Annotated in this window: 6 protein-coding genes; 5 read left to right on the top strand and 1 reads right to left on the bottom strand. The window is 75.4% G+C overall.

Going from position 1 to position 14949, the window contains the following annotated elements; all coding sequences use genetic code 11:
- Positions 1 to 43: 43 nt before the first annotated feature.
- Entirely contained in the window at positions 44 to 2560 is a 2517-nt protein-coding gene (locus tag AB0O19_RS27640; protein WP_363623299.1) for an ABC transporter permease, read from the top strand.
- A 60-nt stretch (positions 2561 to 2620) separates the two neighbouring features.
- Here the strand turns inward: AB0O19_RS27640 and AB0O19_RS27635 are convergent, their stop codons facing one another.
- The gene (locus AB0O19_RS27635) at positions 2621 to 3604 is read right to left on the bottom strand and encodes a helix-turn-helix transcriptional regulator (protein ID WP_363623297.1); all 984 of its coding nucleotides are present in this window, start codon (positions 3602 to 3604) and stop codon (positions 2621 to 2623) included.
- A 337-nt stretch (positions 3605 to 3941) separates the two neighbouring features.
- Between AB0O19_RS27635 and AB0O19_RS27630 the strand changes: the two genes are divergently transcribed.
- From AB0O19_RS27630 to AB0O19_RS27615, 4 genes are all read left to right on the top strand, one after another.
- Positions 3942 to 5174 carry an IS256 family transposase gene (locus tag AB0O19_RS27630; RefSeq protein WP_363623295.1) on the top strand — a complete coding sequence of 411 codons (1233 nt, stop codon included), beginning with the start codon at positions 3942 to 3944 and terminating at the stop codon, positions 5172 to 5174.
- 358 nt (positions 5175 to 5532) lie between these two features.
- Positions 5533 to 5661 (top strand): hypothetical protein, encoded by a 129-nt coding sequence (locus AB0O19_RS27625; RefSeq protein WP_363623293.1) that lies wholly within the window; start codon positions 5533 to 5535, stop codon positions 5659 to 5661.
- 61 nt (positions 5662 to 5722) lie between these two features.
- Complete coding sequence (locus AB0O19_RS27620; RefSeq protein WP_363585184.1) at positions 5723 to 5935, top strand: MbtH family protein; 213 nt, start codon at positions 5723 to 5725, stop codon at positions 5933 to 5935.
- Between the two features lie 182 nt (positions 5936 to 6117).
- The coding region (locus tag AB0O19_RS27615) for an amino acid adenylation domain-containing protein (protein ID WP_363623291.1) at positions 6118 to 14949 on the top strand (8832 nt) is incomplete at its 3' end.

Genomic DNA, 14949 nt, shown 5'->3' with positions numbered 1-14949 from the left:
GAGCGGCCCCGGCGTGAGCAGCCCCGACACCAGTAGCCCCGGCGTGAGCAGCCCCGACGCGAACATCCCCGCCGCCGACCGGGTCCGCTCGCCGTTCCTGGACCAGCTCGGCCTCGGCGTGCGGCTGGCCCTCACCAACGGACGGGACGGCTGGGGGCGGCTGCTGCTCACCGCCTGCGGCGTCGGCCTGGGGGTGGCGCTGCTGCTGTTCACCGCCTCCTTCCCCGGCATCGTCCAGCACCGCAACGAGCGCCTGTACGTGCAGAACGACACCTTCCGCGACGAGGACCTGCCCACGCCCGGCGACCGGACGGTCCTCATCGCCACCGCCGACACCACCTTCCGGGGCACCGCGATCCGCGGACGGGTCGTCCAGCCCGAGGGCCCGGACGCGGCGCTCCCGCCCGGAGTGGCCGCGTACCCGCCGCCGGGGCGGATGGTCGTCTCGCCCGCCCTGGCCGAGCTCCTGAAGGACCCGGCCAACCAGCTGCTGCGCGACCGCCTCCCCTACCCGGTGGTCGGTGGCATCGGCCCGGACGGCCTGCTCGGCCCCGGCCAGGCCGGCTACCTGCTCGGCAGCGACCGGCTCTCGCGGGACGCCGGAGCCTCCCGCATCACCTCGTACGGCCACTTCTCGCCGCCCAAGCCGATGGACCCCCGGCTGATCCTGCTCAACGCGGTCGGCCTGACCGTGATGCTGGCCCCGGTCGGCGTCTTCCTCGCCGCCGCCGCCCGCTTCGGCGGCGAACGGCGCGACCGCAGGCTCGCCGCGCTGCGCCTGGTCGGCGCGGACCGCCGGATGACCGCCCGGCTCGCCGCCGGGGAGTCCCTGGTCGGCGCGGTGCTGGGCCTGGTCGCGGGCGCGGCGCTGTTCCTGCTCGGCCGGCGGCTGACCGGCCACCTGCGGCTCGCGGGCTTCAGCTTCTACCCCGAGGACATCGCGCCGCACCCCGCCATCGCCGCCGCGATCGCCGTGGTCGTGCCGCTCCTCGGCATCGGCGTGAGCCTGCTGGCGATGCGCCGGGTCACCGTCGACCCGCTCGGCGTGGTCCGCCGGTCCGGCCCCGGCCGGCGCCGGATCGGGTGGCGGCTGGCGCTGCCGCTGGCCGGCCTCGCCCTGACGGCGCTCGCGCTGGCACTGCCCACGCAGTACAACCCGTCCGGGATGGGACGCACCGCCGTCTTCAACTCCGTTCAGGACACGCGTGGTTCGCTGCTGGTCGCGTTCGGCGTGCTGCTGATACTGGTGGGCGTCTGCACCCTGCTGCCCTGGCTGGTGGAGGCCGCCACCCGGCGCTCCGGCGGCGGTGTGTCCTGGCAACTCGCCATCCGGAGGCTCCAGTTGAGCTCGGGCCCCGCCTCGGCCGCGGTCAGCGGCGTGGTCGTCGCCGTCGCCGGGGCGATCGCCCTGCAGACGCTCTTCCTCGGTGTCAGCGCGAGCTACGAGGACCGCCCCGGCCCCCGCGCCGCGGTCGGGCCGTACCAGCAGTCGGTGTCCTTCCCCGGCGGCGGCCCGCAGGCCGACCGGCTCGCCGACTCGCTGGCGCGCTCTCCCGGGGTGCGGGCCACCGCCGCCTACACCGAGTTCGCCCTGGAGACCCCCACCGCCAAGCTCTGGGACCTGCCCGCCGTCCGGATCGCCGACTGCGCCGTGCTGCGCGGCTTCGCGACCCTGCCCGACTGCAAGGACGGTGACGCCTTCGCCGTCCAGGGCCGGACCACCCGACCGGACGCCGGCACGGACGTCGGCACGAGCGGCGGCGCGAGCGCGGGCACGGACGTCGGCGCGAGCGCGGGCACGGACGTCGGCCCGAACACCGGTCCGAACACCGGCGCGGACGCCGCCGCCGCGGCCAAGCCCGGCACGACCGTCCACGCCGCCTTCTTCCGCGGTGACGGCGAGCCGCCGTCCTGGCCGCTGCCCGCCGTGACGGCCACCGTCGAGCCCGTCGAGGGCGCCGACCCCAACGGGCGGCTCGGCTCCGGCCTGCTGCTCCTCACCCCGGGCGCCGCCCCGGCCGCCGCACTGCGCGGCCAGCCCGCGACCGTCCTGGTCGCGATGGCCCCCGGGCTGCCGGACCCGAAGGAGCAACTCGCGACCGACGTCATGGCGATCGACCCGCAGGGCGTCGCCGGGTCCCCCCTCGACCGCACCCTCGACCCGACCTACCTCGCCGTCAAACGCCTGCTCACCGCCGGCTCCGCCGTCACCCTGCTGCTGGTCGCCCTCAGCCTGCTGGTCGGCCAGCTGGAGCGGTTCCGGGAGCAGCGCCGCATCCTCGGCGTGCTGAGCGCCGTCGGCACCCGCCGCCGGATCCTGGGCCTGTCGGTGCTGTGGCAGACCCTCGTCCCGATGGCCCTGGGCATGCTGCTGGCCGCCGTCGGCGGCCTGCTGATGGGAGCCGTCCTCCAGTACACGGCGGGCCTGCCCTTCGCCCTCGACTGGGGCTCCATGCTGGCCATGTCCGCGATCGCCGCCGGCGCCGTCCTCCTCACGACCGCGCTCGGCCTGCCGCAGCTCCTGCGCCTGATGCGGCCGGCCGAACTGCGCTACGAGTAGCACCGGCCGCCGGGGGCCGTCCCGCCGAGCGACGGCGACGGCCCCCGGTGCCGGTGCCGGTCACAGGTCGTCGAGGGGTTCGTCCAGGACGCCCTCGCGGGCGATGATGTAGCCGAGGTGGCCGCGGCTGCGGCTGCCGAGGAGTTCGCTGGCCTTCTGGATGTGGCTGGAGACCGTACGGGTGCTCATGCCGAGGCGGGAGGCGATGGCCTCGTCGGTGTAGCCGTTGACCATCAGGCGCAGGACGTTCTGGCGGGTGCGGTCGGTGAGCAGCTGGGGGCGGTGGCGGCCCTCCAGGTAGGTGACCGGCTCGGCGCGTTCCCACATCAACTCGTAGATCTTGAGCAGGTACTCGACCAGCGGCGGGAACTGGATGAGCATCGCGGCGGCCTCGCGGTCGGCCGCGGCCGGGACGAAGGCCGTGGAGCGGTCGCAGATGATCACCCGGTCGAACACCTCGTTCAGGGTGCGTATCCGGGCGCCCTGGGCCGTGACCTGCTCGATGTAGGCCAGCGTCGGGCCGTGCGAGCGCACGGTGTGCTGGTAGAGGGTGCGCTGGCGCACGCCGCGCCCGGCGAGGGCGAGGTCTCGCGGGAGGGCGTCCGCGAGGTGCTCGGGGCTGCGGCCGCCGCCGGGCTGGGCGGTGCGCAGTTCCTCGGTGCAGGCGGCGACGGCCTTCTCCAGCGCGGGGTTGATCTCCTCGCCCGTCAGGAGGCGGACCGGCAGCTGGGCCCGGCGCATGACGTCCTGGTAGGCGCGGTCGGCGGCGGTGAAGGCGGTGCGCAGTTCGGCGAGCCGCTCCTGGTGGCCCAGCACGGCGAGTTCGATCGGTCGGGTCAGGCCGGTGGCCGCGATGTCGGGCGGGACGGGGGTCAGCCGCTCGCCGGAGCCGGGTACGGAGCGCAGCAGGCCCATCGCGAGCAGGCACTCGGGGGCGTCTCCGGTGGCGCAGCCCTCGGCCAGCGCCACCCGGTAGAACTCGATCCCCCGGTCACAGAGCTGCGGTGTCCCCATTCCCGCGCTGTTGTCCTGGGATAGGCACATCTGGGCATCCTTCCGGCTTCGGCATTGCGGTTTCACGAATGCCCGTACCGGCCACCGCAAGGCATCTGAAATGGCAGGATGGAAATCACCTGTCGTTCGGAAGCCGTCCCCCCGGGCTCTGACTGCCGTGAGTGTACGCCCAAGTGGCGCGGAAATCAGCGGTCGACGGCGAAGCCGAGCGCGCCCGGAGGCGGGGGAGCCGACCGCGGCAGTGGCGGACCCGAGCGCACCCGGCCGCGGTGACAGGCGGATGGCCGCCGTCTCGCGCCCGTCGCCCCGTCAGGGCGGCCGGGGCGGACGGCCGGCGGACGAACGGCCGACAGACGGAGGGCACCCCTTGTTGCGAGCTGATCCCGGCCCGGCGGTCCCGCCCGTGGACCTGGCCGAGCTGGTGGACCAGCGGCTGGTACGGCAGTTGGCGGAGGCCGCCGCCGAGCAGGTCGGCTCCGGCGCGATCCGGCTGCTGGGCGACGGCGGGCTGTTCCAGACGCTCGCCAAGCAGCTGATCGAGCACGCCCTGGAGCTCGAACTCCAGGAGCACCTGCGCGGGGCCGAACCCGGCGCCAACGTCCGCAACGGCGCCCGGGCCAGACGGCTGCTCACCGAGGTCGGCCCGGTCGAGGTGCGGGTGCCCCGGGACCGCCAGGGCAGCTTCACCCCCCGGACCGTCCGCCCCCGGGCCCGCCGGCTGCCCGGCCTCGACCGGCTGGTCATCTCGCTCACCGCGCGCGGCCTCAGCTCCGGCGAGCTGGTGGCGCACCTGGCCGAGGTGTACGGCGTGGAGCTCAGCCGGGAGACCGTCTCCGCCATCACCGACCAGGTGCTCGACGAACTCGACGAGCGGCGCCGGTGCCCGCTCGACCCCGTCTACCCGGTGGTCTTCCTCGACGCGGTGCGCAGCGGCCGCTCGGGCGGCCCGCTGGTGCACCTGGCGCTCGGGATCTCCGCCGACGGCGGGCGCGAGGTCCTGGGCCTGTGGCCGGCCACGGACGGGGAGCACTGGCCGCAGGTGCTGGCCGAGCTCACCGAGCGCGGGGTGCGCGAGGTCTGGGTGCTGGTCGGCGACACCGGCGGGGGCCTGGCCGAGGCGGTGGCGGCGCGGTGGCCGCGCACCCTGGTGCACGGCTCGATGGCCCACCTGCTGCCCGCCGCGCTGCGGCACGCGCCCGGCGAGGACTGGGGTGCGCTCGCACGGACGCTGCGCGAGATCTGTGCCGCGCCCACCGAGCGGGCGGCGATGGCGCGGCTGTCCCGGGCCGAGCGGGAGTGGGGTCCGGGCCACCGCGAGGTGTTCCGGGTGTGGCGGTCGGCCTGGCCGCTGCTCGCCGCCGGCTTCCGCTTCGGCCCCGAGGCGCGGCGCCTGCTCGCGGGCGGGGGCGCGCTGGAGCGGCTGCACGCCCGGCTGCGCCGGATCGAGCAGGCCTCGGGCCGGGTGCAGGACGAGCGGGCCGCGCTCAAGCGCGCCTACCTGGCGACGATCGCCCTGGAGTCACCCGCCTCGGCGGGGCGGACGTGGACCGGTGACTGGCCCGCCGTCCGCGAGGAACTGCGCCGGGGCTCCCACTTCTGACGCTCCGTGAACCCTTGTCCTGGCGCTCCGTAACCCCCGCCCCCGCGGCGGCTTCGGCGGCTTCCGGGGGCCGGGGCCGCCCTCGCCGACGCGCCGGGGGCGCGGTTGACCGAAACCCTCGCCAGTGACCTGTTCCCACCACTGATCTGACAGTGCCAGGCACTCTTTGGATCAGATCTGTCTGTTTTTGACATGATCTGTTCGAGCTTCCGGTTCCCGCAATGCGTGTTCCCGATCATGGCCAGAGCTTCCACCCCCGTTTGAGCCTCGGCAGGATGAATTTCCGAGCGAAGAGGGCCGACCGCCCCCTCGGAAAAAGGAATTAACGATGAAGAATCTTGCCGTTCGCATTCACCATATGCTCGGGATTCTCGCCGTTCTGCTGGTCGCCGGACTGGGCGTCCAGAGCAGCGCCGACCCGTCCTCACCCCTGGCCGCCGCCACCCCCGTCTCGGCGCCCAACGCCGACTCCGGCTGGGGTCCGTGAGCCGCGCTCCGGCGTAATTCCCCCCTCCCCGAAACTTCTCCGAACAAAGAGGAAACCGACGATGGCGAACCCGTTCGAGGACCCCGACGCCAGCTACCTCGTCCTGGTGAACGACGAGGGCCAGCACTCGCTGTGGCCGGTCTTCAGCCCGGTGCCCGACGGCTGGCAGCAGGTCTTCGGCGCCGCCGGGCGGCAGGACTGCCTCGACTACGTCGAACAGCACTGGCAGGACCTGCGGCCGAAGAGCCTGCTCGCCCAGCAGTCCGGCCACTGACCGCGACAGCCCAGCGCTGAAGCCGCACCACCAAAACCACCAGAACAGCCGGAACCACCAGCACCGCGCCACCACGCCACCGCACCGCCGCTCCATCGACCGCCCGGGCCGACCGCCCCGAAGGTCGCCGAGCAAGCCGTTCCCGCCACCGCGGGGGCCAGCCGTACGAGGGAGAGAGTCACATGTCCGGGGTCCAGCAGACGCACAGAGCCGACCGGCGGCCGACCCTGACCGCGCTGGTCGACGCCCAGACGTCCCGCACCCCGCAGGCCCCCGCCCTGTACGCCGAGGGCACCACCCTCACGTACGCCGAGCTGGACGCCCGCGCCAACCGGCTGGCCCGGGTGCTCGCGGCCCGCGGCCTGGGCACCGAGGACATCGTCGCGCTCGCCCTGCCGAAGTCCCCCGAGGCCGTCGCCGCGATCCTCGCCGTGGCCAAGACCGGCGCCGCCTGGCTGCCCGCCGACCCGGCCTACCCCGCCGAGCGGCTGCGCCACATGCTGACCGACTCCCGCGCCGCCCTGGTGCTCACCACCGCCGAGGCCGCCGCCCAGTTGCCCGAGACCGGCGCCCCCCGGCTGCTGCTCGACTCCCCCGGGCACCTCGCCGAGCTGGCCGCCCGGCCCGGCACCCCCTTCACGGCCGCCGAGCGGGTGCGGCCGCTGAGCGCCGGGAACACCGCGTACGTGATCTACACCTCCGGCTCCACCGGAGTGCCCAAGGGCGTGGCCGTCACCCACACCGGGCTGCCCAGCATGATCGACACGCAGGTCGCCGCCACCGGGGTCGGCCCCGGCAGCCGGGTGCTCCAGGCCGCCTCGCTCAGCTTCGACGTCTCCGTCTCCGACCTGGCCGTGGCGCTCTCCACCGGCGCCGCCCTGGTGCTCCCCCGCGAGCAGAGCCAGCTGGTCGGCGAGCCGCTGGCCGCGCTGATCGAGCAGTACGGCGTCACCCACGCCGACATCGCCACCGCGATGGCGGCCACCCTGCCGGACGTGCCGCTGCCCTCCCTGCGCACCCTGATCGGCGGCGGCGAGGCCATCCCGCGCGAACTGGCCGCCCGCTGCGGCCGCGACCGCCTGATGCTCAACAGCTACGGGCCGACCGAGACCACCGTCATCGTCACGATGAGCGAGCCGCTCACCGGCGAGGAGCAGCCCCCGATCGGCCGCCCCTGCCAGGACGTGCGCATCCACGTGCTGGACGAGCGGCTGCGCCCGGTCGAGCCGGGCACCGTGGGCGAGCTGTACGTCTCCGGCCCGCACCTGGCCCGGGGCTACCTCGGGCGCCCCGGCCTGACCGCCGAGCGCTTCGTCGCCTGCCCCTTCGGCGAGCCCGGCGACCGGATGTACCGCACCGGCGACCTCGGCAGCCAACGGCCGGACGGGCAGCTGGACTTCGTCGGCCGGGCCGACGACCAGGTGAAGATCCGCGGCTTCCGGGTGGAGCTCGGCGAGGTCGAGCAGGCCCTCTCCGCCCACCCCGAGGTGCGCCAGGCCGTGGTGCTGGTCCGCGAGGACCGCCCGGGCGAGCGCCGCCTGGTCGGCTACACCGTCGGCGCCGCCGACCCGGCCGAGCTGCGCGCGTACTGCGCCGAGCGGCTGCCCGACCACATGGTGCCCACCGTCGTGGTGCTCGACCGGCTGCCGCTCACGCCCAACGGCAAGGTGGACAAGCGCGCCCTGCCCGCGCCGGTCTTCGCCGCCGCCGAGGAGGGCGGCCGGGCCCCCGCCGGGGAGCTGGAGCACGCCCTCGCCCGCCTCTTCGCCGAGGTGCTGGGCCTGCCCGCGGTGGGCGTCACGGACTCCTTCTTCGAGCTCGGCGGGGACTCCATCGTGGCCATCCGGCTCGTCTCCCGGGCCCGGCACGCCGGGCTGCAGCTCACCCCCCGCGAGGTGTTCCTCTCGCCGACCGTCGAGGCACTGGCCCGGATCGCCCGACCGCTGGAGGGGCCGGTCGTCGCCGAACCCGCCGGGGCCGGCCTCGGCGAGGTGCCGCCGACGCCCATCGTGCACTGGCTGGCCGCGCAGCACGGCGCCGTCGAGAGCTTCTACCAGTCCACCCTGCTCACCCTCCCCGCCGGGAGCGGGCCCGAGCACGTGGCCACGGCCCTCCAGGCGCTGCTCGACCACCACGACGTCTTCCGCGCCCGCACCTCCCCGCTCGCCGAGCGCCCCTGGACGCTGCACGTCCCCGCCCCCGGCGCCGTCCCCGCCGAGGCCGCGCTGCGGCACGTCGCGGGCCCGGCCACCGAGCAGGCGCTGCGCGCCGAGACCGAGGCCGCCCGCGAGCGCCTCTCGCCCGAGGACGGCCGGATGCTCCAGGCCGTCCGGTTCGACGCCGGGCCGGGCCTGCCCCCGCAGCTCCTGCTCGTGATCCACCACCTGGCGGTGGACGGCGTCACCTGGCGCATCGTCGAGGAGGACCTGCTCGCCGCGCTCGCCGCCGTCCGCGAGGGCCGGGCCGTGGCGCTGGCGCCGGTGCCCACCTCCTTCCGCCGCTGGGCGCAGCGGCTCACCGCCGAGGCCGGGACCGACCGCCGGGCCGCCGAACTCCCGCTCTGGGAGGCCGCCCTGGCCACCCCGGACCCGCTGCTCGGCGCGCGCCCGCTCGACCCGGCCCGGGACACCTACGCCACCGAGGGCGTCCTGCGGCTCGTGCTGCCCGCCGAGACCACCCAGGCGCTGCTGACCCGGGTCACGGCCGCCTACCACGCGCAGGTCAACGACGTGCTGCTCACCGCGCTGGCGCTCGCCCTCGGCCACTGGCGCGGCGAGGCGACCACCGGTCCGGACGGCGCCGTACTGGTGACCGCGGAGGGCCACGGCCGCGAGGAGATCGTCGACGGCGTCGACCTGCACCGCACCGCCGGCTGGTTCACCTCCCTCTACCCCGTCCGGCTCGCCCCCGGGGCGCTGCCCTGGTCCGAGGTCACCGCCGCCGGCCCCGGGCTCGGCCGGGCCCTCGGCCGGGTCAAGGAGCAGCTGCGCGCCGTCCCGGACAACGGCATCGGCTACGGCCTGCTGCGCCACCTCAACCCGGCCACCGCCGCCGTGCTGGAGGGGTACGCCGATCCGCAGGTCGAGTTCAACTACCTGGGCCGCTTCGCGCCGGAGGGCGTCACCGCCGAGGACGTGCTCGCCGGCACCGAGGCGATGAGCGAGGGTGCCGCGACCGGCCTCGCGCTCGGCCGGGTGCTCGGCCTGGACGCCACCACCGTCGACACCCCGCAGGGCCCGCTGCTGGTCGCCCAGTGGTCCTACGCCACCGGGCTGCTCGCCGAGGAGCGGGTGGCCGCGCTCGCCGAGGCGTGGTTCACCGCGCTGCGCGCGCTCGCCGAGCACGCCGACCGGCCGGACGCGGGCGGACACACCCCCTCCGACTTCCCGCTCGTCACGCTCGGCCAGTCCGACGTGGACCAGCTGGCCGAACACCACGCCCCCGCCCGCCTGGTGGACGTCTGGCCCACCTCGCCGCTCCAGCAGGGCATGGCCTTCCACGCGGCGTACGACACCGACGGCGCCGACGTCTACACCTCCGTCTGCACCTTCGACCTCACCGGCCCGGTGGACGCCGACCGGCTGCGCGCCGCCGCCGAGGCGCTGCTGCTGCGCCACCCGAACCTCAAGGCGGGCTTCCACCAGCGCCCCGACGGCCCGCCCGTGCAGGCCGTGCCGGACGGCGTCGAACTGCCCTTCACCGTCCTCGATCTGACGGCGCACGCCGACCCGCGGGCCGAGGCCGCGCGGATCGCCGCCGCCGAGTACGGCCGCCGCTTCGACCTCGCCCGGCCGCCGCTGCTGCGCTACACCCTGCTCACCCTCGCCCCCGGGCGCCACCAGCTGATCGCCGCCGCGCACCACATCCTGCTCGACGGCTGGTCCACCCCGCTGTTCGCCGAGGAGCTGTGGGGCCTGTACTTCCAGCAGCCGATGCCCCCGGCCGCCCCCTACCGCGAGTACCTGCGCTGGCTCACCCGGCGCGACGGCGCCGCCGCCCGCGCCGCCTGGGCCCGGGCCCTGGCGGGCGCCGACGAGCCCACCCTGCTGGCCCCCGGCCGCTCGGCCGCCGCCCCGCAGCTGCCGCTGCGCCTGCACACCGGCCTCACCCCGGCGGCCACCGAGGCGCTGGCCCGCACCGCCCGCCGCTACGGCGTCACCCTCAACACCCTCGTCCAGGCCGCCTGGGGCGTGCTGCTGGCCCGGCTCACCGGGCGCGAGGACGTGCTCTTCGGCACCACCGTCTCCGGCCGGCCGCACGACCTGCCGGGCGTGGAGCGGATGGTGGGCCTGCTCATCAACACCGTGCCGGTGCGCGTCACCCTCGACCCGGCCGAGAGCTGGGGGCAGCTGCTGCTGCGCCTCCAGCACGAGCAGTCCGCGCTGCTGGACCACCAGCACCTCAGCCTCACCGAGATCCAGCAACTCGCCGGATTGGGAAGCCTGTTCGACACCGTCACGGTGTACGGCAACTACCCGGACCCGTCCGCCCTGGACGAGGCCGACCCGAGCGGCGCCACCCACGTCACCCTGGTCGAGGACGTCGACAGCGCGCACTACCCGCTGCTGCTGGCCCTCACCCCGGGCGACGGCCTCCAACTGCGCCTGGACCACCGGCCCGACGCCTTCACCCCCGCCGAGGCGCGCACCCTGCTGGACCGCTTCCTCGCCCTGCTCGACCGGATCGTCGCCGACCCGGCCGAACTCGTCGGCACCGTCCAGGTGTTGACCGAGGAGGAGCGCGAACGGCTGCTGACCGGCGGGACCGGCGCCACCGCGCCGCTGCCGGAGGCCGCGCTGCCCGAGCTGTTCGAGGCGCGGGCCGCCGCGACGCCCGACGCGGTCGCGCTCACGGCCGGCGACGTCGAGCTGACCTACGCCGAACTCAACGCACGGGCCAACGGGTCGGCGGTGCGGCTGGTCGAGGCCGGGGTCCGCCCGGAGACTCCCGTCGCACTGCTGATGGAGCGCTCGGCCGCCCTGGTGGTGGCGATCCTGGCCGTACTCAAGGCCGGCGGCGCCTTCGTGCCGCTGGACGGCGCGCAGCCGGCCGAGCGCCTGCGGGCCGTCCTCGCGGACTCCGGGGCCCGGCTGGTGCTGGCCGACACCGCCCACCGGGCGCACCCCGCGCTGGCCGGGCTGGAGGTGCTCGATCCCTCGGACGTACTCGACCCCGAGGGCGACGAGACCGCCGGGAACCTCGGACTCCCTCTGAGCGCGGACCAGTTGGCGTACGTGATGCACACCTCCGGCTCGACCGGCGTGCCCAAGGGCATCGGCGTCACCCACCGGTCCGTGGTGGACCTCGCGCTCGGCGGGGCGTTCGCGGGCGGCGGCCACGAGCGCGTCCTGCTGCACTCCCCCGTCGCCTTCGACGCCTCCACCTACGAGCTCTGGGTGCCACTGCTCTCGGGCGGCCGCGTGGTGGTCGCCCCGGCCGGGCGGCTCGGCGTCGCCGAGCTGGCGACCGCGATCGGCCGGGGGCGGGTCGGCGCCGCCTGGATGACGGTCGGGCTCTTCAACGTGCTGGCCGCCGAGGCCCCGGAGACCTTCGCCGGGCTGCGCGAGGTGTGGACGGGCGGGGACATCGTCTCGCCGGCCGCCATCCGGCGGGTGCTGGAGCACTGCCCCGGCCTGCGGGTGGTGAACGGCTACGGGCCGACGGAGACGACCACCTTCGCGACCCGCCACCCGATGGCCACCGCCGCCGAGGTGCCGGCCGCCGTACCGATCGGGCGGCCGCTGCCCAACACCCGGGTGTACGCGTTGGACGCCGGACTGCGCCCGGTCCCCGTCGGCGTCGCCGGTGAGCTGTACGTCGCGGGCGCCGGGCTGGCCCGGGGCTACGTCGGCCGCGCCGGCCTGACCGCCGAGCGCTTCGTGGCCTGCCCCTTCGGCGAGCCCGGCGGCCGGATGTACCGCACCGGCGACGTGGTGCGCTGGACCACCACGGGCGAACTGGAGTTCGTCGGCCGCGCCGACGACCAGGTCAAGCTGCGCGGCTTCCGGATCGAACTCGGCGAGGTGGAGGCCGCGTTCACCGCCCACCCGGCCGTCGGCCAGGCCGTCGCCATGGTCCGCCAGGACCAGCCGGGCGACAAGCGCCTGGTCGCCTACGTCACGGGCCCCGTCCGGCCCGACGAACTGCGCGCCTTCGTCACCGACCGCCTGCCCGGCTACATGGTGCCCGCCGCGATCGTCGCCCTCGACGCGCTGCCCGTCACCCCCAACGGCAAGGTCGACCGCCGCGCCCTGCCCGCCCCCGACTACAGCGGCGCCGCCGCCGGCCGGGCCCCGCGCACCGGCACCGAGCAGGCGCTCTGCACGCTCTTCGCCGAGGTCCTCGGACTGGCCTCGGTCGGCATCGACGACAGCTTCTTCGACCTGGGCGGCCACTCGCTGCTCGCCACCAAGCTGGTCAGCCGCGTCCGCGCCGCCCTCGGCACGGAGCTGCCGATCCGCGCGCTCTTCGACCACCCGACGGTGGCCGCCCTGGCCGCCGCCCTGCCCGCCTCCGGCGCGGCCCGCCCGTCCCTGCGGCCCACCACCCGGCCGGAGCGCGTCCCGCTGTCCTCCGCGCAGCAACGCCTCTGGTTCATCGAGCAGTTCGAGGGCCCGAGCGCGCTCTACAACACCCCCGTCGCCCTCCGGCTGACCGGCACCCTCGACCGCACCGCGCTGGAAGGCGCGCTGCGGGACGTGGTGGCCCGACACGAGGTGCTGCGCACCGTCTTCCCGACCACCGACGGCCAGCCGCACCAACTGGTCGCCGAGGCCCCCGAGTCGATCCTGCGGGCCATACCCGTGGCCACCGAGGAGGCGCTCCGGGCCGCCCTGGCCGAGGCCGGCGGGGAGGTCTTCGACCTCGCCCACGACCTGCCCGTCCGCGCCACGCTGTTCTCCCTCCCGCACGACGAGCACGTCCTGCTCGTCCTGATGCACCACATCGCCACCGACGGCTGGTCCGTCGCCCCGCTCCTGCGCGACCTCGCCACCGCGTACCAGGCCCGGCTGGCCGGCGCCGCACCGCAGTGGGAGCCGCTGCCGGTGCAGTACGCCGACTACGCCCTCTGGCAACACGAACTCCTCGGCACCCCGCAACAACCCACCACCCTGCTCACCGAACAACTCGCCCACTGGCAGCAGGCGTTGTCCGGCCTCCCGGAGGAGCTGGCGCTCCCCTACGACCGGCCACGCCCGACCGCGCCCAGCCACCGGGGCGGCTCCGCCGAGTTCGAGGTCGGCGCCGAACTGCACACCGCCCTGGCCGAGTTGGCCGGCACGCAGAACGCCAGCCTGTTCATGGCCCTGCAAGCCGCCGTCGCCACCCTCTACACCCGCCTCGGCGCGGGCACCGACCTCCCGCTCGGCACCCCCGTCGCCGGCCGCACCGACGAAGCCCTCGACGACCTGGTCGGCTTCTTCGTCAACACCCTGCTGCTGCGCACCGACACGTCCGGCAACCCCACCTTCCGGGAACTGCTGGACCGCGTCCGCCGCACCGACCTCGACGCCTACGACCACCAGGACATCCCCTTCGAGCGCCTGGTCGAACACCTCAACCCCCCGCGCACCACCCGCCATCCCCTCTTCCAGTCGCTCGTCGCCCTGGAGAGCGGCCCGGCGGTGCCCGCCGCCTTCGGCGACCTGGCCTGCGCGGACCACCCCTTCGAGCTGGACGTGGCCAAGTTCGACCTGTCCTTCCGCTTCACCGAACAGGGCTCCCAGGCGGGCCTGTCGGTGGCGGTCGAGTACGCGGCCGACCTCTTCGACCACGCCACCGCCACCGCCCTCGCCGAGCGCCTGCTGCGCGTCCTGCGCGCCGTCACCGCCGACCCGGACACCCCGATCGGCAGCATCGAGATCCTCGACCCCGCCGAACGCGAGCACCTGCTCACCGGCTGGAACGGACCGACCGCGCCGGTGCCCGAGGCCACCCTGCCGCAGCTGTTCGAGGCCCAGGCCGCCGCCACCCCCGACGCCCCCGCCCTGATCACCGGCACCGAACAGCTCAGCTACGCCGAACTCGACTCCCGGGCAGAACACTTGGCCGCCCACCTCGCCGAGTCGGGCGTCGGCGCCGACACCCCGGTGGTCCTCCTGATGGACCGCTCCGCCGACCTGGTGACGGCGATCCTGGCGGTGGCCAAGGCCGGCGGCACCTACGTCCCGCTGGACGACCGGCACCCGGCCGAGCGGCTGCGGCAGATCACCGCCGAGACGCGGGCGGCGCTCGTCCTGGTCGATCCCGCCCACCAGGGCCACCCGCTGGCCGCCGACGCCCCCTGCCCCGTCCTGCCGCTCACCGAGGGCTGGTTCGACGGCCCGCGCAGGCGGCGCGCCCAGCCCGCCGGGCTCCACCCTGAGCAGCTCGCGTACGTGATGTTCACCTCCGGATCCACCGGGGTGCCCAAGGGCATCGCCATCACCCACCGGGACGTGGTGCAGCTCGCGACGGACCCGTGCTGGCACCACCCCGACGGGCTGCGGGTGCTCTTCCACGCCCCGCACGCCTTCGACGCCTCGACCTACGAACTGTGGGCGCCGCTGCTCTCCGGCGGCCAGGTGGTCGTCGCACCGCAGGGCGACCTGGACGCCTCCGCCATCCGCGAGCTGGTCCGGGCGCACGGGCTCACCCACGTGCACGTCACCGCCGGGCTGTTCCGCGTCATCGCGGAGGAGGACCCGGGCATCTTCACCGGCGTGCGCGAGGTGCTGACCGGTGGGGACGTCGTCTCCGCCCCGGCCGTCCGCCGGGTGCTGGAGGCCGTCCCGGGCATCGCGGTGCGGGCACTGTACGGGCCGACCGAGACGACGCTGTGCGCGACCCAGTTCCCGATGCCGACCGCCTCGGCGGTCCCGAACGTGGTGCCGATCGGCCGCCCGCTGGCCAACACCCGGACATACGTGCTCGACACCGCCTTGCAGCCCGTACCCGCCGGCGTGGCAGGCGAGCTCTACATCGCCGGCGCCGGACTCGCCCGCGGCTACACCGGCCGCCCCTCCCTCACCGCC

The sequence above is a fragment of the Kitasatospora sp. NPDC091276 genome, from assembly GCF_040684355.1.
GTDB lineage: Bacteria > Actinomycetota > Actinomycetes > Streptomycetales > Streptomycetaceae > Kitasatospora.
This window is presented reverse-complemented; position numbering and strand designations above follow the sequence as displayed.